At 60.3% G+C, this 23,399-nt stretch carries 20 protein-coding genes and 2 pseudogenes; 1 reads left to right on the forward strand and 21 read right to left on the reverse strand.

Translation table 11 applies throughout. The annotated features are described in order from the left end of the window. The first annotated feature begins 103 nt into the window (after nucleotides 1-103). A complete protein-coding gene (locus ACSQ83_RS23260) occupies nucleotides 104-445 on the forward strand; it encodes an FKBP-type peptidyl-prolyl cis-trans isomerase (RefSeq protein WP_414954791.1) in 342 nt (113 codons plus the stop codon). Nucleotides 446-498: 53 nt separating this feature from the next. Here the strand turns inward: ACSQ83_RS23260 and ACSQ83_RS23265 are convergent, their stop codons facing one another. The 21 genes and pseudogenes from ACSQ83_RS23265 to ACSQ83_RS23365 all read right to left on the reverse strand — a co-directional run. After that, entirely contained in the window at nucleotides 499-1,689 is a 1,191-nt protein-coding gene (locus tag ACSQ83_RS23265) for an O-succinylhomoserine sulfhydrylase (protein ID WP_414966888.1), read from the reverse strand. 274 nt (nucleotides 1,690-1,963) lie between these two features. Continuing rightward, a complete protein-coding gene (purF, locus tag ACSQ83_RS23270) occupies nucleotides 1,964-3,514 on the reverse strand; it encodes an amidophosphoribosyltransferase (RefSeq protein ID WP_414954790.1) in 1,551 nt (516 codons plus the stop codon). A 138-nt stretch (nucleotides 3,515-3,652) separates the two neighbouring features. Next, nucleotides 3,653-4,189, reverse strand: a complete 537-nt coding sequence (locus ACSQ83_RS23275) for a CvpA family protein (protein ID WP_414966887.1) — start codon at nucleotides 4,187-4,189, stop codon at nucleotides 3,653-3,655. Between the two features lie 6 nt (nucleotides 4,190-4,195). Then, nucleotides 4,196-5,092: an SPOR domain-containing protein gene (locus ACSQ83_RS23280; RefSeq protein ID WP_436229742.1), complete on the reverse strand. Its 897-nt coding sequence runs from the start codon at nucleotides 5,090-5,092 to the stop codon at nucleotides 4,196-4,198. Between the two features lie 35 nt (nucleotides 5,093-5,127). Beyond that, nucleotides 5,128-6,447: pseudogene (gene folC, locus ACSQ83_RS23285) on the reverse strand (bifunctional tetrahydrofolate synthase/dihydrofolate synthase); the annotation flags it as partial. A gap of 1,019 nt (nucleotides 6,448-7,466) precedes the next feature. Then, nucleotides 7,467-8,339 carry an acetyl-CoA carboxylase, carboxyltransferase subunit beta gene (gene accD / locus ACSQ83_RS23290; RefSeq protein ID WP_062086303.1) on the reverse strand — a complete coding sequence of 291 codons (873 nt, stop codon included), beginning with the start codon at nucleotides 8,337-8,339 and terminating at the stop codon, nucleotides 7,467-7,469. Between the two features lie 75 nt (nucleotides 8,340-8,414). Continuing rightward, complete coding sequence (gene trpA, locus ACSQ83_RS23295) at nucleotides 8,415-9,218, reverse strand: tryptophan synthase subunit alpha (RefSeq protein WP_436229743.1); 804 nt, start codon at nucleotides 9,216-9,218, stop codon at nucleotides 8,415-8,417. A gap of 62 nt (nucleotides 9,219-9,280) precedes the next feature. After that, complete coding sequence (locus ACSQ83_RS23300; protein ID WP_436229744.1) at nucleotides 9,281-10,177, reverse strand: DNA-methyltransferase; 897 nt, start codon at nucleotides 10,175-10,177, stop codon at nucleotides 9,281-9,283. A gap of 11 nt (nucleotides 10,178-10,188) precedes the next feature. Then, nucleotides 10,189-11,382, reverse strand: a complete 1,194-nt coding sequence (gene trpB / locus ACSQ83_RS23305; protein ID WP_436229745.1) for a tryptophan synthase subunit beta — start codon at nucleotides 11,380-11,382, stop codon at nucleotides 10,189-10,191. Between the two features lie 58 nt (nucleotides 11,383-11,440). Then, on the reverse strand, nucleotides 11,441-12,118 hold the full coding sequence (locus tag ACSQ83_RS23310) for a phosphoribosylanthranilate isomerase (RefSeq protein ID WP_436229746.1): 678 nt from the start codon (nucleotides 12,116-12,118) through the stop codon (nucleotides 11,441-11,443). Nucleotides 12,119-12,126: 8 nt separating this feature from the next. Continuing rightward, nucleotides 12,127-12,960 (reverse strand): tRNA pseudouridine(38-40) synthase TruA, encoded by an 834-nt coding sequence (gene truA / locus ACSQ83_RS23315; RefSeq protein WP_414955001.1) that lies wholly within the window; start codon nucleotides 12,958-12,960, stop codon nucleotides 12,127-12,129. Nucleotides 12,961-12,967: 7 nt separating this feature from the next. Continuing rightward, nucleotides 12,968-15,448 carry a FimV/HubP family polar landmark protein gene (locus ACSQ83_RS23320; RefSeq protein ID WP_436229747.1) on the reverse strand — a complete coding sequence of 827 codons (2,481 nt, stop codon included), beginning with the start codon at nucleotides 15,446-15,448 and terminating at the stop codon, nucleotides 12,968-12,970. A gap of 182 nt (nucleotides 15,449-15,630) precedes the next feature. Beyond that, nucleotides 15,631-16,752, reverse strand: coding sequence for an aspartate-semialdehyde dehydrogenase (asd, locus tag ACSQ83_RS23325; RefSeq protein WP_414966880.1), 1,122 nt, complete (start codon nucleotides 16,750-16,752; stop codon nucleotides 15,631-15,633). Nucleotides 16,753-17,215: 463 nt separating this feature from the next. Then, complete coding sequence (gene leuB, locus ACSQ83_RS23330; protein ID WP_414955004.1) at nucleotides 17,216-18,283, reverse strand: 3-isopropylmalate dehydrogenase; 1,068 nt, start codon at nucleotides 18,281-18,283, stop codon at nucleotides 17,216-17,218. 47 nt (nucleotides 18,284-18,330) lie between these two features. Continuing rightward, the gene (gene leuD / locus ACSQ83_RS23335; RefSeq protein ID WP_414955005.1) at nucleotides 18,331-18,981 is read right to left on the reverse strand and encodes a 3-isopropylmalate dehydratase small subunit; all 651 of its coding nucleotides are present in this window, start codon (nucleotides 18,979-18,981) and stop codon (nucleotides 18,331-18,333) included. 44 nt (nucleotides 18,982-19,025) lie between these two features. Next, nucleotides 19,026-19,157 (reverse strand): entericidin, encoded by a 132-nt coding sequence (locus ACSQ83_RS23340; protein ID WP_414955006.1) that lies wholly within the window; start codon nucleotides 19,155-19,157, stop codon nucleotides 19,026-19,028. Then, on the reverse strand, nucleotides 19,154-20,563 hold the full coding sequence (gene leuC, locus ACSQ83_RS23345) for a 3-isopropylmalate dehydratase large subunit (protein ID WP_436229748.1): 1,410 nt from the start codon (nucleotides 20,561-20,563) through the stop codon (nucleotides 19,154-19,156). Before leuC ends, ACSQ83_RS23340 begins: the two co-directional genes overlap by 4 nt. A 581-nt stretch (nucleotides 20,564-21,144) precedes the next feature. Further along, nucleotides 21,145-22,242: a polyphosphate kinase 2 gene (gene ppk2, locus ACSQ83_RS23350; protein ID WP_436229749.1), complete on the reverse strand. Its 1,098-nt coding sequence runs from the start codon at nucleotides 22,240-22,242 to the stop codon at nucleotides 21,145-21,147. Between the two features lie 58 nt (nucleotides 22,243-22,300). Next, nucleotides 22,301-22,522, reverse strand: coding sequence for a YdcH family protein (locus ACSQ83_RS23355; RefSeq protein ID WP_436229750.1), 222 nt, complete (start codon nucleotides 22,520-22,522; stop codon nucleotides 22,301-22,303). A gap of 254 nt (nucleotides 22,523-22,776) precedes the next feature. Beyond that, nucleotides 22,777-22,923 (reverse strand): annotated as a pseudogene (gene gltA, locus ACSQ83_RS23360) (citrate (Si)-synthase); the annotation flags it as partial. A 23-nt stretch (nucleotides 22,924-22,946) separates the two neighbouring features. After that, nucleotides 22,947-23,399 (reverse strand): tetratricopeptide repeat protein (locus ACSQ83_RS23365; protein ID WP_436229751.1); only part of this gene is annotated, 453 nt, incomplete at its 5' end.

The following is a 23,399-nucleotide window of genomic DNA, read 5'->3' on the forward strand; positions in this document are numbered from 1 at the left end:
AAACCTCGTGCACGCGTCGCCGGGTGTAACGATGCCGCCTGAAAGCCCTACAATACCGGTTTTAGAACCAGCCGGCGGTGTCGGCTTTTACAAGGAGTGTTACATGGCGATCGTGACGACCGACTCAGGGCTCAAGTATGAAGATTTGACTGTGGGCGAAGGCGCTGAAGCCGTTGCCGGCAAATCGGTGAGCGTGCATTACACGGGCTGGCTCACGGACGGCCAGAAGTTCGACTCCAGCCACGACCGTAATGACCCGTTCGCGTTTGTGCTCGGCGGCGGCATGGTCATCAAGGGCTGGGACGAAGGCGTGCAGGGGATGAAAATCGGCGGCAAACGCAAGCTGACCATTCCGCCGCAGTTGGGGTATGGCGTGCGCGGCGCCGGCGGCGTGATCCCGCCGAACGCGACGCTGGTATTCGAAGTGGAATTGCTGGACGTTTAAGGCTCGTTCGATCGCGCCGGCGGTGTTTGGACGAACCGTCGGCGCGATTGGAATTACCCGTTCAATCCCCGCTCCAAGTCCCCGCGAATATCCCCGGCATTTTCCAGCCCCACCGCTAGCCGGATCAGCCCTTCCCGAATTCCCGCCGCTTCACGCACTTCAGGCGTCAACCGCCCGTGGGTTGTAGTCGACGGATGCGTAATCGTCGTGCGCGTATCGCCGAGATTGCCGGTGATCGAACAGATTTTCGTTGCATCGATCACGCGCCACGCATTCGCTCGCTGCTCTTCGCGCGTCTCGCCCCTCAATTCGAACGACACGATCGCGCCGCCTGCCTTCTGCTGCTTCCTGGCAATCGCGTATTGCGGGTGCGACTCGAGCCCCGGATAAAACACGCGCTCGATTGCCGGATGCGTCTCGAGCCAGCGTGCGATTTCCAGCGCATTCGCCGATTGCTTCTCCACCCGCAGCGACAGCGTTTCCATGCCTTTCAGCAAGACCCACGCGTTAAACGCGGACAACGTCGGCCCTGCACTGCGCACGAACGGAAACACCTTTTCCATGATGAACTGCTTCGACCCGACCAGCGCGCCGCCCAACACGCGTCCCTGACCATCGAGGAATTTGGTCGCCGAATGCATCACGACATCCGCGCCGAGCTTCAACGGCTGCTGCAGTGCCGGACTACAGAAACAGTTATCGACGACAAACAACGCGCCCACTTCCTTCGAAATCTTCCCGATCGCTTCAATATCCGCAATCTCCGTCAGCGGATTCGACGGCGTTTCGAGGAAAAACATCTTCGTCTCGGGACGCACGGCGGCTCGCCATTCGTCCAGATTGGTGGCATCGACGAACGTGGTCGTGATCCCGAACTTCGTGAAGATCTGCGAGAACATCCCGATCGTCGATCCGAACAAACTCTTCGAACTGACCAGATGGTCGCCTTGCTGCATCGAACACATCACCACCGACATGATCGCGGCCATGCCTGAAGCCGTCGCCATGCACGCCTCGCCGCCCTCAAGCGCCGCCAGCCGGTTCTGGAACATCGCAACCGTCGGGTTCGTGAAGCGCGAGTACGTGTAAGCCTCTTCGGAATTCTTGAAGCTTTCCGCGGCGTGCGCGGCGCTCTCGAACACAAAGCTCGATGTCAGGAAAATCGCTTCCGAGTGCTCGTTGAACTCACTGCGCAGCGTTCCGGCGCGCACGGCGAGCGTATCGAAGTTGAGGTTGTCGTCCATGTTCGTGTTTTCCATTCCCATCTAGTCCAACTATTCGTTAGCCCGGCCAAAAAACCGGGACGCAAAAAAGCCCGCTTCTGCGTCAGCATGAGCGGGCTCGGTGCGGAAAAGCCTGTAGCGTCGCCGGCGCGTGGTCCAGATTCGCCACCGGTTCGCTTTAGCTGTTTCGGGTTCCGAGTGAAGCTAAACCTCTAGCTTTTAATCAAAACCCGCGTCCGCAAGCTGATCTCAAATCGACGCAAACCCAATCCTATCACGCGTTTCCTTGCCCCGTTCACTCCACCGACAACTGCAAGTGCAACTGCGAACGCGATACATCGCCGCCTTCCATGGCTTCACTCGCGGCATCGCGATCCGACTGGGCTTGGGGCGCCAAGCGCGACGTTTCCAGGCGATCCAGATAAGCCGAGTCAATGTCGCCGGTGATGTAGTTGCCATCGAAGCACGATGCATCGAATTCACGCAGCGCCGGGTTGATGTCGCGAATGGCTTGCTTCAGGTCGGCCACGTCCTGATAGACCAGATGATCTGCGCCAATCATGCGCGCGACTTCCTCGTCCGAACGTCCATGGGCGACCAGTTCGCCGCGCGTCGGCATGTCGATGCCATACACGTTCGGGAACTTCACCGGCGGTGCAGCGGACGCGAAGATCACCTTGGCGGCGCCTGCATCGCGCGCCATCTGCACGATTTCATGCGATGTCGTGCCGCGCACGATGGAGTCATCGACGATCAACACATTCTTGCCCTTGAACTCGATCGCCATCGCGTTCAGCTTCTGGCGCACCGACTTCTTGCGCACCGCCTGGCCGGGCATGATAAACGTGCGGCCAACATAGCGATTCTTGAAGAATCCTTCGCGATACTCCACGCCCAGTTTCGCGGCCACTTGCATGGCGGCGGGACGCGACGAATCGGGGATCGGCATGACCACGTCAATTGCGACGCCCGGTAGCACGCGCTTGATCTTCTCGGCGAGGTAATCGCCCATGCGCAGGCGCGCGTTGTAGACCGGCACGCCGTCGAGGCACGAATCGGGACGCGCGAGATAGACGAGTTCGAAGATGCAGGGGTTCAGGCTCGGGTTCTCGGCGCATTGCTGGTTGTGCAGGTTGCCGTCGTTATCGATGAAAATCGCTTCGCCCGGCTCCACGTCACGCACGAATTCGAAGCCGATACCTTCAACCGCCACCGATTCCGACGCCACCATCCATTCCACGCCCGTCGCGGTTTCCATCTTGCCGAGCACGAGCGGACGGATGCCGAACGGGTCGCGGAAAGCGACAAGACCATAACCCGCGATCAGCGAGACGATGGCATAAGAACCCTTCACTCGCCGATGCACACCGCTCACCGCCTTGAACAGCGCGGCCGGATCGAGTTCCAGGCCGGAGCTGGACAACTGCAGTTCGTGCGCGAAGACGTTGAGCAGGACTTCCGTGTCCGACGCGGTGTTGATGTGCCGGCGATCGATCCGGAACATCTCTTCCTTCAACTGCGGCCAGTTCGTCAGGTTGCCGTTGTGGGCGAGGATGATGCCGAACGGCGCGTTCACGTAGAACGGCTGGGCTTCTTCCTCGCTCGATGCTGATCCGGCCGTCGGATACCGCACTTGGCCAATGCCGACATTACCCGGCAGGCTGCGCATGTTGCGCGTGCGGAACACGTCGCGGACCATGCCGTTGGCTTTATGCATGTGGAAGTTATTGCCGTTGGCCGTTGCAATGCCAGCCGCGTCCTGCCCGCGATGCTGCAAGAGCAGCAAGCTGTCATAAATCAACTGGTTCACGGGGGTCTGGGAAACTACGCCTACGATGCCGCACATGGCATGGTCCTTCAAAGAGTCGAAACGGGTCCAAAAGGCGTATCGGTGCAACGAATGCAGACGGCCCCGGTTGGGGTGATCAGACTGCAGGGTGTTGCGCCGAGCCGTAGCAAAGTTCTCGGGTAGCGCGCCAGGACGTCATTGCGCAGGCGTGGTGGACGGATCTTGCGGGCCGTCCGGCGTGGTGCGCACGTACGCGGCGAGCGTATCGGGAAGCAGCGGTTTCAGTTCTCGCACGCCTTGCTCGGCCGCGGGCCGGAACAACGCGTTACGCCAGAAATCGTGTTGCGGCAGTTCGGTCAAGCCCGCGAGGGCGACCAGGATCACTACCAGAATGGCCCCTCTCACGAGGCCGAACAACAGTCCAAGCGACCGGTCGATACCGCGCAGCCCGATCACTTCGGTCACGCGTGTCAACAACGCGCCAGCCACACTCGATACCACCAGCACGCCCGCGACAATCAGCAGAAATGCAATCAGCCACTGCGTCAGCGCCCCGCCCGGCCAATGCGCCGGAATGTACGGCACGACCAGCCCGACGAACCGCCCCGCGATCAACAGTGCCGCGATCCAGCCAATCAGGCCGAACACTTCGGCCAGCAGGCCGCGCCACATGCCGCGCAGCGCGGACAGGCCGATCACGGCCATCACCGCGTAGTCGAAACTCGTAAACATCTACAGCTAGTTCGCCGACGCGTTATTGCTGCCGCTGCCGCTGCTGCTGCTGCCGCCACCCAGCCCTGCTTGCCGCACCTTGACCAGCGCCGCCGACGCAGCCGTGCGGTCAGCGAACGGTCCGGCACGCAACAGCGTGCGGCTACTGCCGTCAGCCTGTTTCCGATGTTCGATATATGCGGGCACTCCCGCCGCCTTCAACTTGGTCACCCAGTTTTGAGCTGCGGTGTCGTCATCGAAGGTACCGATCTGGACCACGAAACGGCTGCCCGCCGGCGAGGCCGGTGTGTTCGGTTTCGGGATAGCTGCGGTAGCCGCAGGCGCTTCCGCTGGCGGTTTCGCGGCCGCTGTAGCGACGGGCGGCGGTGTCACCGGCTTGGCTTCGGGCGCAGCCGCCGCGGCCTTGGCCTGAGCTTGCGGCTGTACTGGTGTAGAGGCTCGATTCGAATTGACCGCAGAGGCGGGCTTGGACGCCACTGCCGCCGCATTGTCCGGCGCTGCGGCGGGGCCATCCGGTGCTACGCCTGCTTGCGTATCCGCTGACGAATCCACTGCGCCGCCATCCGACGCGTCGTTGTGACTCGTCTTGGGCAGAGGCGCGGCCGGGCGTGCGGGGATATCGATGGAGATGTCGTCGGTGACGGGTTTCGGATGCGAATCCAGCACCATGGGCAGGATGATCACTGCTGCTGCGACCAGCGCGAGCGCGCCGACCAGACGCCGCCGCGCGCGCTGCTTTTCGGGCAGGGTGGGATCGAGCATCATTGCGTCGGCTTCAGGACGGTCGCTGCGGCGCGTCCGGCGTTCGGTACGCACGGTCTGACGCGAGCCGCGCGGGGAGTCGGAGTATGCGTCGCGACCTGAGGGCGCGTCGTCTTTCTTGCCGAACGAGAAAAAGGACATGGTTGGCTTTTGCGAGAGGCTGGCCGGCCGTCCGTTCAATGACGCTGCGATTTACGGTAAGCCATGACGCCGGCCACCGTATGGAAACTGCCGAAAACCAAAATTCTATCATTTTCGGACGCTCGCTTTAACGCATCTTGAAAAGCGTCGGCCGGATTGTTGAATTGTGTAACGCTGCTGTCACTGCTGTCGTTGACGCCGGCATCGCGTAAAACGCTTTCCAGCTTGGCCGGAGGAGCGCCGCGCGGGGTGGGCAGGGCCGTCACGTTCCAGTGATCGATCTCGCCCTTCAAATGCTCGACGACGCCGGCGAGGTCCTTGTCGCCCATCGCACCGAAGATTGCGTACGTGTAGGGGAAAAATCCCATGTTGCCGAGATTCTGAGCCAAAACGGCGGCGGCGTGGGGATTGTGAGCGACGTCGAGGATCACTTGTGGCTTGCCCGGCACAACCTGGAAACGTCCCGGTAACTCAACGTTCGCCAGTCCTAGGCGAATGTCTTGCGCAGATACCGGAATGCGCTCGCGGAGCGCTTCGAGGGCGGCCAGCGCCGCCGATGTGTTGATCAGCTGATTCGCGCCGCGCAACGCCGGGTAGGCGAGCGCCGAGCGCCGTTGCGTCCGGCCGATGTAACTCCATTGCTGGCGCTCGTTACCGCCCTGCGCTTCGTAGCGAAAATCGCGGCCGACGAGCCACAAATCCGCGCCAATTGCCTTCGCGTGGTCGATCAGCGACTGCGGCGGCGAGGGATCGCCACAAATGGCGGGCGTATCCGGGCGGAAAATGCCGGCTTTCTCGAAGCCGATTTTCTCGCGGGTGTCGCCGAGGTATTCCGTATGGTCGATGTCGATGCTGGTGATGATCGCGCAATCGGTATCGATGATATTGACGGCGTCGAGGCGGCCGCCCAGCCCTACTTCGAGGATCACTGCGTCCAGGTTCCGCGATGCGAACAGCCGCATGATCGCCAGCGTGGTGAATTCGAAGTACGTCAGCGAGACTGGTTCTGCCAGGCTCATGCGCGCCTGTTCGACGGCTTCGAAATGTTCGATCAGCTCGTCGTCGGTGGCATCGACGCCACTGATTCGCGCGCGCTCATTGAAGTCGAGCAGATGCGGTGACGTATGACAGCCCACGCGATACCCGGCGCGCACCAAAATGGTTTCGATGATCGCGCAGGTCGAACCCTTGCCGTTCGTTCCGCCGACTGTGATTACCGGGCACGTGAACTTTAGTTGGAGCGCGTCGCGGACTTGGCTGATGCGCGCCAGGCCCATGTCGATGCCGACGGGATGCGCCGATTCCAGGTGTTCTAGCCACGCGTTGAGGGTAGGAAATGTCGCCATGAATGATCGTGCTTGGGGTGGATGCTGGTTGTCAGTTGAGGGGTGTTGGGCGGTGGCGGGGCTCTTGGGTTACGGTCGGGGTCAATGCCGGGGTGCACGGGTTCTGTGGTAGCGATCTGGTTCACTTGCCGGGTTGCTGCTTTCCAGGTCTTCGCGGGTTATATCTTGGCTGATTTCTTTATCACTATTAGCCACTGCGCGTGGCGGCGCGTCATTTCTTTGTCCAAAGCGACAAAGAAACGAAGCAAAGAAAACGCTTTCACCGCTCTACCCTAAGTGTCCACAGCGTGCAGTTCCAATTCATGGGTGCCCCAAAAGCACGGTGCTCGCAAGAGCCACGGATGTGTGAAACCCTCTTTCTCCGAACACGGATACCCACACGCTTCGCCACCAGTGACTGAACCTGCCCAAGGTACACCCCGCGCTATCCGCCTAGAACCAACCACCGAATTTGTACGCACTTCGAACCACGTCGCCAACCCACCTAACAAGCGAAGGTACCGAAATACGTGAGGCCGTACCCGACTAAACACCATGCAACCCACCAACCGACTCACCAAAAATTGAAGCGGTAAATACGCACTAGGCTGTGATTGGCGAAGCTGGCCACGCGCCTCTGCCGCGCAAACCGGACAACCAAGCGACCGAGAAACGGAGCCTCAAAAGCGTGTGAGGCCGTGCGGGTCCCTGGAACACGGGTGCTTGCCCGAGAGCGTACGGGGCGAAGCGTTTTACTGTCAGGATTCGCGAGAAGGAGGGTTTCAAACATCCTAAGCTCTGGCGAGCACCGTGCTTTTGGGGCACCCATGAATAGAAACTGCACGCTGTGGACACTTAGGGTAGAGCGGTGAAAGCGTTTTCTTTGCTTCGTTTCTTTGTCGCTTTGGACAAAGAAATGACGTGCCGCCACGCACAGTGGCTAATAGTGATAAAGAAATCAGCCAAGATATAACCTGCGAAGACCTGGAAAGCAGCAACCCAGCATCAACCCCGACACCAAACCCAAACCCCGAGTGCAAACGAAAGCCTTAGGCTACTGCATCAGCCGGCTGCAGCGTCAACAGTGCAATCAACCGCGCGATTTCTTCGCGCATCTTCCGCCGATCCACGATCATGTCGATAGCACCCTTCTGGATCAGGAATTCCGAACGCTGAAACCCTTCCGGCAGCTTCTCGCGCACCGTTTGTTCGATCACACGCGGCCCCGCAAACCCGATCAGCGCCTTCGGCTCAGCAATCACCACATCGCCCAAAAACGCAAAACTAGCGGACACACCGCCCATCGTCGGATCGGTGAGAACCGAGATAAACGGCAGCTTGGCTTCGGCCAACTTCGTCAGCATGGCAGTAGTCTTGGCCATCTGCATCAACGACAGCAAGCTTTCCTGCATCCGCGCGCCGCCCGACGCCGTGAAACAGATAAACGGTGTGCGCTGCTCGAGCGCATTACGCGCGCCGCGAGCAAAACGCTCGCCGACAACCGACCCCATCGACCCGCCCATGAACGAGAACTCGAAGCAGGCGGTCACAACAGGAATGGTGTGGATCGCACCGCCCATGACGACCATGGCGTCGGTTTCGTCCGTATCTTCCATCGCCTCTTTCAGGCGGTCCGGGTACTTCCGGCTGTCCTTGAACTTGAGCGCATCGACCGGCAGGATCTCCTGGCCGATTTCATAACGGCCTTCCGGATCAAGCAGCCCGTCCAGCCGTTCGCGCGCGCCAATCCGCATGTGATGGCTGCATTTCGGGCAGACATGCAGATTTGCCTCGACGTCATTGCGATACAGCACCGCTTCGCACGACGGACACTTGATCCACAGCCCTTCCGGAATGCCCTTGCGGCTTTTAGGATCGGTTTGCTTGATCTTCGGCGGTAACAATTTGTCGAGCCAGCTCATCGTATGTTCTTCCTATTTTCTCGTGTTTTGCGGCCATTTGGAGCGGATTTGATCCCTCCGGGCCGCAATAACGGGTTATTTTGCAGAATCGAGCGCAGAGCGAATTTCAGCGATAAACCGCGTCAGCATCTCGGCCGCCTTCTCCGGCGGCGCTTCTTCAAGCAGTTGCACGAGACGGCTGCCAATCACCACGGCATCCGAGACATCGGCCACCAGCCTCGCCGACGCAGCGTCGCGAATGCCGAAACCCACCCCCACCGGCAACGCAACATGCGCCTTGATGGCCGGGATTTTACTCGCGATGCTGGCTACGTCCAGATTTGCTGAACCTGTCACGCCTTTCAGCGACACGTAATAGACATATCCACTCGCCACTTTGCCGACCGCTGCAATGCGTGCATCGGTCGACGTGGGCGCAAGCAGGAAGATTGGATCGATGTCCGCAGCGCGCATCGATGCACTGAATTCCACGGACTCTTCCGGCGGGTAATCGACGACCAGAACGCCATCCACGCCCGCGTCCTTCGCCGCTTTGGCAAAGGTTTCCGTGCCCATCCGTTCGATCGGATTGGCATAGCCCATCAGGACTACCGGGGTCGTTGTGTTGGTTTCGCGGAAGCGTTTCACGTCAGCGAGAACATGTTTCAGCGAGACGCCCTTCGCCAACGCGCGCTCGGACGAACGCTGGATGACGGGACCATCGGCCATCGGGTCGGAAAACGGCACGCCGAGTTCGATGACGTCCGCGCCGCCCTTGGCGAGCGCGTGCATGAGTTCGACGGTTTGCTCAGGGTTCGGATCCCCGGCCGTGATGAACGGAATCAAACCTTTCTTGCCCTGCTCGGCCAACGCCGCAAATGTGCTTTTAATACGGGACATGAATTAATCTCTTTGCGCGATACGCGCCTTTTAGCGTTTTTTAGTAGTGACTTTTGAGCGTGCTAGGCGGCGTTCGCTCGGTCAACGGCAGGGTCTGCGTGTGCGGCGGTCGGTTCAGCCTGAATCCCAACGGAGCGCGTTTCCGCGACCCGTTTTTCGGCAATCGCGTGATAGTCGGCGTTGATCTCGTAGCCAACGAACTCGCGCCCGTGACGCGCACAGGCAACGGCGGTCGTGCCGCTGCCCATGAACGGATCGAGCACGCGTCCGCCACGTGGACAACTCGCCAAGACCATCCGCTCGATAATCTCAAGCGGCTTTTGCGTCGGATGATCCACGCGCTCGGCGTGCTGCCTGTGCAGTCGCGACACCGACCATACGTCCTTCGGGTTGTAACCGAGCTCCAGCCACTTGCTGCCTTCGAACAATTTGCGCGAACGCGCCTTCTTCGTCACTGCGTCGTAGGGGATGCGAATGGGATCGAGATCAAAGAAGTAATCCTTCGATACCGCGAAATAACCGATGTTGTCGTGCACCGACGTATATCTGCGCACCGTTCCACCCATGCTCGGCACGCGCCGGTCCCACACGATCTCGTTGACCATCGTGAGGCGGCGCTTGAGGAACACGAAGATCTCCGGCGCATATTGCCACGTGCAAAAAATGTAAAGCGAACCGCTTGGCTTGAGCTTCGGAATGGCCAGTTCAAGCCAACCGTAGGTCCAGTCGAGAAAGGCATCGCCGGAACGCATGTCCGAGTCGTTGCCGTAATCCTTGCCCAAGCCGTACGGTGGATCGGCGACGATCAAGTCGATCGAGCCGTCCGGGAGGTTCGCTGCATCGGTCAAGAAATCGCGGTGATGCAAATGAATCCCGCGTTCGGTGCTGCCGTGGACGCCATTGGAGACGTCACCACCGGCAGCGCCGTGCGCGCTTGCATGATCGATTTCATCGCGCATCGGCTGGGGGCTCAGAATGTGATGCCGGTGCGCTCGGCGACCGTATGCATGTCCTTGTCGCCACGGCCTGACAGATTGACAAGCAGCAGCTTGTCTTTCGGCAACGTGGGCGCGAGCTTCGCGGCGTAAGCGAGTGCATGGCTCGATTCCAGCGCGGGAATAATCCCTTCGATCCGGCAACAATCGTGGAAACCTTTCAGCGCTTCTTCGTCGGTAATGCCCACGTACTCGGCACGGCCCGCATCCTTCAGCCACGCGTGTTCCGGGCCGACGCCGGGATAATCCAGCCCGGCTGAAACCGAATGCGTCTCGATGATCTGGCCGTTTTCGTCCTGAAGCAGATACGTGCGGTTGCCGTGCAGGACGCCCGGACTTCCGCCGATCAGCGACGCCGCGTGACGACCGGTGCCGATCCCATCGCCAGCTGCTTCCACGCCGATCAACTTCACCTCTTTATCTTCGATATACGGATAAAAGATGCCCATCGCATTCGATCCGCCGCCAACACACGCGATCACCGCATCCGGCTGGCGACCCGTCATTTCGGGCATCTGGATCTTGCATTCATCGCCGATCACGCGCTGGAAGTCGCGCACCATCATGGGATAAGGATGCGGCCCCGCCACCGTACCGATGATGTAGAACGTGTTTTCCACGTTCGTCACCCAGTCACGCATGGCTTCGTTGAGCGCGTCTTTCAGCGTCTTCGAACCGGATTCGACCGGCACGACGGTCGCGCCGAGCAGCTTCATGCGATACACGTTCGCCGCTTGGCGCCGCACATCTTCCGAACCCATGTAGACCACGCATTCCATGCCGAACCGCGCGGCAATGGTCGCCGTGGCAACGCCGTGCTGCCCGGCGCCCGTTTCCGCGATCACCCGCGGCTTGCCCATCTTGCGCGCGAGCAGCGCCTGGCCAATGACGTTATTAACTTTGTGCGCGCCGGTGTGATTCAAATCTTCGCGCTTGAGGAAGATTTGCGCGCCGCCGAGCATCTCGCTCCAGCGCTTGGCGTGATAGATCGGCGAAGGACGCCCCACATAGTGCTTCAGCTCGTACTCGTATTCCGCGATAAACGCCGGATCCTTGCTGCATTCAGCGTATGCATCGCGGAGTTCATCGAGTGCATGGATCAGCGTTTCAGATACGAATGTGCCGCCATATGGACCGAAATGGCCCCGATCGTCTGGTAAGTTGTACATGTGTCACTCTCTCGATACGTGGCAGCGTTGCGCTTGCCCACGTAGGTTCCCATCTGGATCATCCGGCGTCTGCTTCGCGCACTGCGCGTACAAACGCCGCCATTCGGGCGTGATCTTTCACGCCCTTCGCCCCCGCTACTTCGATGCCGCTGGAGACATCGACTGCGTAGGGGCGCACGCGCCGGATGGCGTCAAGGACGTTTTGCGCGTTCAACCCACCACTCAAAACGGCCCGATGCCCGAGATCTGTTGGGATAAGTGACCAATCGAATACCTTTCCACCGCCACCGTAGCCGTCGACAAGGGTGTCGAGGAGCAAGCCGCTGGCTGCTGAATATTTAAGAGATGATTCTACCAAATCGCGCGCGGTGGCATCAGGCCCTACCCGCACAGCGCGCCACCACGGCAAACCGGCCACTTCGGCAAGCGCCTCGCATTGGGCCGGGGTTTCATCGCCATGAAATTGCAGCAACGATAAGCGCACGTTCGATGTCACCTCCCGAATCCATTCCGGCGTCGCGTTGACGAACAAACCGACCGCCGAGACGAGCGGGGGCACGTGCTCCGCCAGTTCGATAGCCTGCCCCACGCTCACTGAACGCGGGCTCGGCGGATAGAACACGAAACCGACGGCGTCGGCGCCGAGCGCGACAGCGGTATCGACGTCTTCCGTTTTTGATAGTCCGCACAGCTTGATTCTGGTCCGACGCAAATCGTTGCGTAAGTCGTTGCTCATGCCGTCACTCATGCTTTGTCTCGTTGCTTAGTCTCGTTCTTGTTGTCCTGCCAGACCGCGCTCCACGGGTAGCTGCCCAAGCGCGGCGCGGGCACTGCGAAGTTCTCAGGATAGCCGACCTCGGCCAAATACAGGCCGTCGGGCATGAACGTGGGCGCGGCGCGCTTGCGGTCTCGGGCTTCCAGCAATTCCGCCATCCATGACGCCGGATGTTTGCCGCGGCCGATTGCGACGAAACATCCCATCAAGTTGCGCACCATATGGTGCAAAAACGCGTTCGCCCGAAAGCGAAAGTGGATGAAATCGCCCTGCTCGACAATATCGATTTGATGAAGATATTTCACCGGCGTCTTCGCCTGACATTCCGACGAACGGAACGCGGTGAAATCGTGCTTGCCGATCAGGCTGGCGGCGGCTTCGCGCATCGCGTTGGCATCGAGCGGCGCGTAGCACCAGCCGGCCCGGCCGGTGATCATCGGCGAACGCACGGGGTGGACGTACAGCGCGTAGAAATAGGTGCGCTCGAAGGCGCCGAAGCGCGCATGGAAGTCGTCAGGCATCGGCCGCGCCCACTGGACCGCGACGCTCTGCGGCAAGAACGCGTTCGTGCCGCGCACCCAGGCGAAGTCGGTGCGCTCGAGTTCGGTATCGAAATGGACGACCTGGCCGAGCGCGTGCACGCCGGTATCTGTGCGCCCCGCGACGACCGTCTGCACGCGCGTTTGCGTGAATTTCCCCAACGCGCGTTCGAGAACGTCCTGGACGGTCGGCACGTCTGATTGAGTCTGCCAGCCGCTGAACGCCGAACCGTCGTACTGGATGCCTAATGCAATTCGTTTCACAGGCATCTCAGGACAGCGGCGCCAATGTGGATAACAGCGTGGCCGCGGGTTGGCGCGTGGCCGGATCGTTTGATTCGATCACTTCCTGCAGCAACGTGCGCGCACCGGATAAATCGCCGAGTTCAATGTATTCGACAGCCAGTTCGAGCTTGTTGCGGGCTATCGTCGAGATTTGCTCGGGGGTGAAGGCCGGCAGCGGTTCGGTCTGGCTCGATGGCGAGTTGTAGTCGAAGTCGAGGCTCAAAGGGCCGAAACGCGATGCGCCAAGGCCCGCCACCGATGCCGCGCCCGCCGTGCCGGATTCGATTTGCTCGCTCACGGATGGCGGGGGGGTGGCCGGTTCAGGGTGGCTGTGCTGTGCGTTTTGACGATCGAAGATGGCTGGGTCGGCGATCGGCTGGGGCGTGGCGGGCGCGGGGGTTAAGGGGGCTTCGGTTTGTGCAGCGGCTTGGGTCGGAGCGGGCGCCTCCTGACGCGGCGGCAAGCCGAAATCGAGCGCGCTCAGGGCTTCAATAGCCTCTTGCGGGAATTTAGGCTGCGGGAAACGCGAAGCCGGCGACGGCTCGTCGTCATAGGTGGACTGGCCTTCGGCGTCGTATCGATCGTCTGATGCCGGGTCAGGTACAGCCGGCTGGGTCGATGCCGAGTGTTCTCCACTTTCGTGCGCGCTAGAGGTGTGCGTCGATGCTTCACGGGCAGCGGCTTCACGTGCTTCTGCTTCGCGCGCTTCTCGTTCCCGGGCCTCTTCTTCGCGGGCAGCAGCCTCGCGGGCTTCGGCCTCGCGCGCCGCAGCTTCACGGGCTTCGGCTTCCCTCGCTGCAGCTTCACGGGCCGCAGTCTCGCGAGCTTCTGCTTCCCTTGCCGCAACTTCACGGGCTTCCGCCTCACGCGCCGCAGCTTCACGGACTGCAAGTTCGCGGGCTTCTACTTCACGGGCCGCAGTCTCACGGGCTTCCGCTTCGCGCGCAGCAGTTTCGCGTGCTGCAACTTCGCGAGCTTCCACCTCACGCGCTTCCGCTTTGCGCGCCGCCAACTCACGCGCCGCAGCTTCACGCGCTTCAGTTTCCCGCGTCGCCGCTTCCCGTGCTTCGGCCTCTCGCGTCGCCTGTTCTAACGCGGCGGCCTCACGAAGCTCCTGCTCCCGAGCTTCCATCTCCCCGCGCAACGCCTCGGCGCGATCAGCCGCCGCCCGTTCCGCAGCCAGCGCCGCCTCAATCGCACCCGGACGCGGCGGCGTGAAATCGCGATGAAGCGCTGCAGGCGCACCGGGCATGAACGGCGCGCGTTTGGTGTCCGCATCGCGCGCCGGACTTGCCGCATCCTGCGCGCGGCTCTCGCTCAGCGTGACTCGCGCACCGTCGGCATCGTCGTCTATTGCATTACTTTCGGAGGGGACAGGCTTGTCTTCGGTCGGGGTGTCGAAGGACTGCGCGGCATCGTAGTTTTCCATGCTTGCAGCCACCACGTTCAGCTCGCCCTGGCCGCGCTCAATCGATGCGCCGTCAAGATCAGCAGCGCCCGTGGGACTTTCGGCGTGGCTCGCCGATCCGTGGTGATGCGGCGGGACGGCGGTCTCAGGCGGCGTGAACGATGGCGATGGTTCTTGCGTGCGTTCATTGGCAACCGCAGCACTTGCAAGACGGCGCCGCTTGCCGGCCCGCATCACGAGCAGCAACAAGCCGATCACGACGACGGCCCCGATAAGCCAGCCGATCGGCCCGTTCATCGACGTCGCCGTAGAACCCGTCGCTGACGGCGCACTGACCGGTGCGACAGTCGCAGCGGGTGCGCTCGATGCGCTCAATGCCGGGACCGCTTCCGATGCAGGCGCAACGTCGCTTGCGCCTGCAGCCGCGCTCGCAGTCGTCGCAGGTTGAGCTTCGGAGGTCGGCAACGCCGCGTTCGGCTCGCTCGATGCATTGGGCGCGACCGGCGCAACAGCGCCACTCGTCACAACAGCCGCCACTCCGTTCACCGCGCCGACGGCATTCGACGTCCCCTCGGCCGGCGCCGCGACCGCCACCGCAGCCGAACCGCTAGCCTCGACTGCCGGCGCCGCCGATACGGCCACGGGCGCAGAAGCACCAGAGGCCCCTGCAGCCACCGCCGCGTCCTCGACCACCGGCACGTTCAATACCGATCCGAGCTTCAACCGGCTTGGGTCATGACCCATGAACGCGTTGGGATTCGCGTCGAAGAGCGCGCGCGCCATCTTTTCGCGTGTGGCGCGGTCGGTTGAACCTGTGATCTGGGTGGCAATATCGCTAAGCGACTGCCCGGGTTTCACGCTGTACTGCGTGACAGCGCTCGCCGATGCCGCCGACGCATCCAGAACGGCTGACGCGCTGCTGGCCTGGGCGATGGCATCGGAGGAAACGAACGTCCCAAGCAGCACACTCGCGACGCTTGCCGCGATCAGCGCCGCGCGCCGCGAGCGGCTCAGGAAGCGAAGCTGTGAATGAAGCGGCCGACTCGGACGAACGATCATTGAAACTCCAGGCGAGTGGACAGCGAACAAGAACCCAACAAAACGGGACAACATCTCAACACGGCGACGAGTTCGCGGCGGAAATTCAGCAACCCAGGCAGCAAACCCGCCGCAAAACGACAAAGCGCCGCGCAAGCGCGACGCTTCATTGAACTACACCGCGTCGTGGCGCGTAGTTTACTTTACTTGTCCAGCAGGATGCGCAGCATCCGGCGCAGCGGTTCTGCCGCGCCCCACAGCAGCTGGTCGCCGACCGTGAACGCCGACAGATATTCACCGCCCATGGCCAGCTTGCGCAAGCGGCCGACTGGCACCGTCAGCGAACCCGTGACAACCGCCGGCGACAAATCGCGCATCGACGCTTCCCGTTCGTTCGGGACAACCTTCACCCAGTCGTTCGCCGATGCCAAAATGCCGTGCAATTCGTCCAGCGGCACGTCCTTCTTGAGCTTGATGGTCAGCGCTTGCGAATGACAACGCATTGCGCCGATCCGCACGCACAGGCCGTCCACCGGAACCGAACCCGGCTCGCCCATGGCCGGCAACCCCAAAATCTTGTTGGTTTCCGCGCCGCCCTTCCATTCTTCCTTCGACATGCCGTTGCCAAGATCCTTGTCGATCCACGGAATCAGCGAGCCGGCCAGCGGCACGCCGAAATTATCGATGGGCATACGCTCGCTGGACATGGCTGCCTGCACGCGCTTGTCGATATCGAGAATAGCCGACGACGGGTCCGCCAGATCTTCCTTCGCCGCGCCGTAAAGCACGCCCATTTGCTGCAGCAGTTCGCGCATGTTCTGCGCGCCCGCGCCGGAAGCCGCCTGATACGTCATGGCGGTCGTCCATTCGACCAGGTTCTGATTGAACAGGCCGCCGAGCGCCATCAGCATCAGGCTGACCGTGCAATTCCCACCGATGAAATTCCGGCCGCCCTTAACAAGCGAATCCTTGATGACGTTCAGGTTCACCGGGTCGAGAATGATGACCGCGTCGTCCTTCATGCGCAGCGACGAAGCCGCGTCGATCCAGTAACCTTTCCAGCCTGCCGCGCGCAGTTTCGGGAACACCTCATTCGTGTAATCGCCGCCCTGGCACGTAATGATGACGTCGCACTTTTTCAGGTCGTCGACGCTTGTCGCATCCTTGAGTTTCGTCTCGTTTTTCGCGAATGACGGCGCGTCGCCGCCTGCATTGCTGGTGCTGAAAAACACCGGTTCGATCAGGTCGAAATCGCCTTCCTGTTGCATGCGTTGCATCAGGACGCTGCCGACCATGCCGCGCCAACCAACGAGACCTACGTTCATGACTAACCTTTTTTGTGGACATTTCCCCGCTTGGGCCAGACCCTCCGCCGGCGTGACCGCGCGGGGAAGATGAGCGGGCACGACAGGCGATCAGCGGAACGTGATCGTTTTGAGGGAAATGGTTTTCGTAATGCGTTTGGACAGCGCAACCGTACCCGGCAGCGTGTTCATAAGCGTAATGGCGAGACGAGTCGTGCGAGCGCCTGAGCTAAAGCCGCCGCTTGAAGTCGAGTCCAGAGAGATTGAAGAGATCTTCGCCATGACAAAAGACTATACACGATAACCCGCATATTCGTCCCTCCGCGCGAGCGTTCCACGCCTTTCGACGCGTTTCGTGCGCTAAAAGAGACGAATCGAGATGAAATATCGCGATTGGCACCATCTTGAAAAACTGACTGCCGCGAGACGCTTTTCCACCGGAAGTTTTTACTAAATCGTCCGATGGAAAAGCACGTTACCCGATTTAAAGCGCCGCCAGAACCGCGTCGCCCATTTCCTTCGTGCCGACTGTACGGCCGTCCGGTGTCGCGATATCGCCGGTACGCAGACCCTGCGCGAGCACCTTTTTCACCGCCGCTTCGATCCGGTCGGCCTGCTCGACCTTGCCGAGCGAGTAACGCAGCATCATGGCGGCCGACAGAATGGTCGCCAGCGGATTCGCCACGCCCTTGCCCGCGATATCCGGCGCCGAACCATGCGACGGCTCGTACAGGCCCTTGTTGTTTTTATCGAGCGAGGCGGACGGCAACATGCCGATAGAACCCGTCAGCATGGCGGCTTCGTCGGAGAGAATGTCGCCGAACATGTTGCCGGTCACGACCACGTCGAACGCCTTCGGCGCCTTCACCAGCTGCATGGCCGCGTTGTCCACGTACATGTGCGACAACTCGACGTCCGGATATTCCTTCGATACATCGATCATCACATCGCGCCAGAATTGCGACGTTTCGAGCACGTTGGCTTTATCGACGCTCGTCAGCTTCTTTGCGCGCTTTTGCGCGGCCTGAAACGCCACGTGAGCGATACGGCGCACTTCCGGCTCGGAATAGCGCATGGTGTCGAAGCCTTCCTTCGCGCCTTCGAACAAGCCATCCGGCGATGACCGCACGCCGCGCGGCTGGCCGAAATAGATGTCACCGTTCAGTTCGCGGATGATCAGGATATCCAGCCCCGCGACAATTTCCGGCTTCAACGACGAAGCCGCCGTCAATTGCGGATAACAAATGGCCGGACGGAAATTCGCGAACAACTGCAGATGCTTGCGCAGACCCAGGATGGCTTGCTCCGGACGCAACGCGCGTTCGAGCGAATCGTATTTCCAGTCGCCCACGGCGCCGAACAGGATTGCATCCGATGCTTTTGCCAGCGCGAGCGTTGCTTCCGGCAGCGGATGACCGCTCGCCTCGTAACCCGCGCCACCGACAGGCGCTTCTTCGAGCTCGAACTTTTCGTCGAGCGCGTTCAGGACCTTGACGGCTTCCTTGATGATTTCCGGACCGATGCCATCGCCGGGCAGCACTGCAATCTTCATGGTGTTTCCTTTTCTTTGTTGATTCGTACTATTCGCACTATCCGCATTTATCCGACGAGGCGGTTGTTCAGCCACGGCTGCTTCAGGAGGCGCTCGTTCTCATACTGCTTGATCTTGTCGGCGTGGCGCAGCGTGAGCGCAATGTCGTCGAAACCATTCAGCAGGCAGAACTTGCGGAAGCCCGGCACTTCGAACGAAAACTCGGAGCCGTCACCCGTCAGCACGACCTGACGCTCGAGATCCACCGTCAGCTTGAAACCGTTGAACGCGTAGGTCTCGTTGAACAGCCGGTCCACTTGGCTATCCGTCAGGACGATCGGCAGCAGGCCGTTCTTGAAACAGTTGTTGAAGAAGATATCGGCGAAACTCGGCGCGATGATCGCGCGGAAACCGTACTGATCCAGCGCCCACGGCGCGTGTTCACGCGAGCTGCCGCAGCCGAAATTCTCGCGCGTCAGCAGAATCGACGCGCCCTTGTAGCGAGGCTGATTCAGCACGAAATCCGGATTCAGCGGGCGTTGCGAATTGTCCTGGCCGGGTTGGCCGACATCGAGATAACGCCATTCATCGAACGCATTCGGGCCGAAGCCCGTGCGCTTGATGGACTTCAGAAACTGCTTCGGGATGATCGCGTCCGTGTCGACGTTCGCGCGATCCAGCGGCGCCACGAGCCCGCTATGTACTGTGAATTTTTCCATGATCCGTCACCGGTTTGGTCTGCTTGACCGTTCTTTAAAACCGCTTACTTGTCGGCCGCGTTGCTGATCGAATTGCCGAGGTGATGCAGATCCTCGCCAAAGCCGTGAACCGTGTTGCAGCCCGCGACGCCGGCAAAAACCGCGATCAACCCCAGCACAATGAAGACGCGCTTCATGTCAGTTCGCGGATATCGACGAAATGGCCTTCAATAGCAGCAGCCGCCGCCATCGCCGGGCTCACCAGATGCGTACGGCCACCTGCGCCCTGACGCCCTTCGAAGTTGCGATTCGATGTAGATGCACAGCGCTCGCCCGGCTCCAGCCGGTCGGCATTCATCGCGAGACACATCGAGCAGCCCGGTTCGCGCCACTGGAAGCCGGCGTCGAGGAATACCTTGTCGAGCCCTTCGCGTTCCGCTTGCGCCTTCACGAGACCGGAACCCGGCACGACCATCGCCAGACGAATATTCGGTGCAACTCGGCGACCCAGCGTTTTCACCACATAGGCCGCGGCGCGCAAGTCCTCGATCCGCGCATTCGTGCACGAGCCGATGAAAATCTTGTCCGGCTTGATCGACTGCATTGGCGTGTTCGGTTCGAGCGCCATGTACTTCAGCGCGCGCTCGATTGCGTCGCGCTTGACCGGGTCCTTTTCTCGCTCAGGATCCGGCACGCGGCCGTCGATGGACGTGACCATTTCCGGCGACGTGCCCCACGTCACTTGCGGGACGATTTCGGCGGCGTTCAGCTCCACCACGCGATCAAACTCCGCGCCCGGATCGGACGTAAAGGTGCGCCAATAGGTTGCTGCCTGCTCGAACTCCGCGCCATGCGGCGAGTACGGACGATCTTGCAGGTAGTTGATGGTCGTTTCATCGACGGCGACCATGCCTGCGCGCGCGCCCGCTTCGATCGCCATGTTGCAGACCGTCATGCGGCCTTCCATGGACAGCGCCCGGATGGTCGAACCGCCGAACTCGATGGCATAACCGTTGCCGCCCGCCGTACCAATCTTGCCGATGATCGCCAGCACGATGTCCTTCGCGGTGCATCCGCGCGGCAGCGGTCCTTCGACCTTGACGAGCAAGTTCTTGCTCTTCTTTTGCAGCAGCGTTTGCGTGGCGAGGACGTGCTCGACTTCCGACGTGCCAATGCCATGCGCCAGCGCGCCGAACGCGCCGTGTGTGGAGGTGTGGGAGTCGCCGCAAACAATGGTCATGCCCGGCAGCGTGGCGCCCTGTTCCGGCCCGATGATGTGCACAATGCCTTGGCGCAAGTCGTTCATCTTGAACTGCGTGATGCCGTAGGCGTCGCAGTTGTTGTCGAGCGTGTCGACTTGCAGCTTCGAGATCGGGTCCGCGATGCCATGCGAACGGTCGGTAGTCGGCACGTTGTGATCCGACACCGCCAGATTCGCGCTGATCCGCCACACCGGCCGCTCGGCCAGTTTCAGACCCTCGAACGCTTGCGGGCTGGTCACTTCGTGAAGCAAATGACGGTCGATGTAGAGGATGGACGTACCGTCGTCCTCAGTGTGGATCACATGCGAGTTCCACAACTTGTCGTACAGAGTCTGGGCCATGGTCTTTTCAGGTGTTGTGACTGCGGGGGTGTTTTTTGGTTTGATGATTATGCCACGCAGGATCGCGATTTGCGCTAGTGCTTCGAGAAAAAACCGATATAAAACAGTGAGTTAGGGTAGTAGTGGAGCTACCTGTATGGGGAGTACTGGGATGCGCGGTTTAACCAGAATGCAGAAAAGAATCAGCCGCTTAGCCGCGTCGCCGGCCTGTTAAGAAAGCAAATCAGGAAAAGTCAGCCGCGCGGAATAACTGGCCTGATTGCGGCGCCTCGAATTCGATAACCGCAGCGATTGGAGCAGCTAGCCACTCGACAATGCTGTCGGTGGAGGCGCCGGCGCCGCGTGGAAACTCTTCAATGGCAGCAGGACATAGGCTAGATTGCGCGGTCTGCGATAAAAACCGGGGCATCGCTCGCCATGCGTGTCCCGTTATTTTTGTCTTGATCTGTCACATCCAGGTTCTCGGTAAATTCGTGTAGAAACGTCGCCCAACGGACGAATCGCCGAGCATAAAAAATGGGTGTGGGCGCTGATTGCGCCTACACCCGTCGAATGTATCAATAGTTCGTCCCAAGCACCCGCTACAAAGCCCGTCCCACGATCAACGGATCGACCATTCCAATCGCGCGAACATCCCGATTCGCATACGGAAGCTTGTGCAGGATATGGCGCATCGCATTCAGTCGCGCCCGCTTCTTGCAGTCCGAGCGAACCACCGCCCATGGAGAATCGGCCGTGTCCGTTTGCGCGAACATCGCTTCCTTCGCGTCCGTGTATTCGTTCCACTTGTCCAGCGATGCGAGATCGACCGGACTGAGCTTCCATTGCTTGAGCGGATGAATCTCGCGTTCCTTGAAGCGCCGGCGCTGTTCTTCCTGGCTCACGGAAAACCAGAACTTGACGACGTGCATGCCGCTTCGAACAAGTTGCCGCTCGAACTCGGGAACCTGCTGCATGAAGTCGTTGTATTCATGTTCTGAACAAAACCCCATGACCCGTTCCACGCCTGCCCGGTTATACCAGGAGCGGTCGAACAGCACGATTTCGCCCGATGTCGGCAGGTGCTGAACGTATCGCTGGAAGTACCATTGGCCGCGCTCCGATTCGGTCGGCTTTTCGAGCGCGAGAACTCGCGCGCCGCGCGGATTCATGTGTTCCATAAAGCGCTTGATGGCGCCGCCCTTGCCGGCAGCGTCGCGTCCTTCGAACAGGATCACCAGACGCTGGCCGGTCTCCCGTACCCACGCCTGAAGCTTCAGCAATTCGACCTGCAGCGCATACTTCTGCTTTTCGTACGCGTGGCGCGACATCAGGTTCCGATACGGATACCCGCCCCCACGCCAGTCACGCGCCAACTCGTCGTCTGGATGCCGCGATGCGCGCGCGTGCCAAAGGGCCGGATCGCCTTCTAGCATCACGCTGCGCAAACCGGTGGATTCATCCGGGGAAAGACCGTTCATCAATGTCTTGATGGTGTCCATCAGCGTGCCCGGGTCCTGCGCGGCACCCTGCAACACGTGTTGCAAAGTGCTAGAAATTTGCTCATTGGCCGCCTGGACAGCGCGGCCGGTTTCATCGATCTGTGCTGCACGCGGAGTGCGGGTCTCCAGAACGTCGCCGCGAGAGACGCTTCGCACGGCTGAATGGCGGGCGTCGGATTTGTCGTGCTGTGATGTCAAAGTCTGTTCCTTATAACTAGGCGCCCCGTCTCTCTGGTTTAAACGAGGCGCTGCCTGCTTAAGCCGGCGTCGCGGCCTTCTTCAAGACAACGTAGAGCTTGTCCTTCAAAAGCAGCTTTTCCTTCTTGAGCGTTTCGATAGTTCGACCGTCCGCGGGTAGCGGCCCAACCTCCATGTTCTTGATCTCATGATCCAGTTCGTTGTGACGCTGAAACAATCGGGCGAAGTGGGCATCTTCAGTCTTGAGCGTGGAAATCAGATCGCGAAATTCTGGAAACATCGGTAGCACCTCTTGCAGTTTGCGGGCAATGCCCGCAGGGTCAGTAAGCCTGGATATCTTGGCATTACTACACAAGTCACGTGTTGATATGGCTCGTGTTTGCGCGAGTTTTGGCTTGGACGGGTGGGGCTGGCAAGAGCGCGAAGAGCAGGACGGCAGATCGAGAAACATCGAGAAACAATCAGGCTCAAGAATGCAAAAAAGCCCCGGCAAACACCCGCCGGGGCTTCCTTCCAACCACTACTTAATGCAACTTACCGCTTATCAATCGCCTTCGCTTCGCGCGGCGTATCACCGATAAACAACTGACGCGGACGGCCAATCTTCTGTTCCGGATCAGCGATCATTTCGTTCCACTGCGCGATCCAGCCCACCGTACGCGCTATCGCCACCCCGCACGTGACATGCCCGTCAGAACGCTCTGCTATAGCTCCGTCAGTACAGTTTTTGCCGCCTCGTATCCTTGCCCCGCGGATAGTTGTAACCACTTGAGAGCCTCTTGCTTATCAGCTTTAATGCCTTGGCCACGGAGATAAAGTAATCCAAGGTTAAACTGGCCCGCAGGATCACCCTTCTGTGCGGCCGATTTTTCCCATTTCAGGGCTTCTCGGTCATTCCGTGCAACTCCATACCCGTTCATATACATCCAGCCCAACTTTGTATGAGCCAGCGCCAAACCTTGATCGGCAGCTAGCTGTACCCACTTAAACGCCTGCTGATAATCTTGCGTTACGCCGGATCCATCTATATAGAGCTGCCCTACGCTCACCTGTGCCTCAGCGTTTCCAGCATCGGCCGCCAGCTTGTACCAATGAAACGACTTTTGCATGTCCTGAGGAACAGCTTCACCCAATCGATAGATATCGCCTAGATATTG

This window comes from Caballeronia sp. LjRoot29, assembly GCF_964252755.1.
GTDB lineage: Bacteria > Pseudomonadota > Gammaproteobacteria > Burkholderiales > Burkholderiaceae > Caballeronia.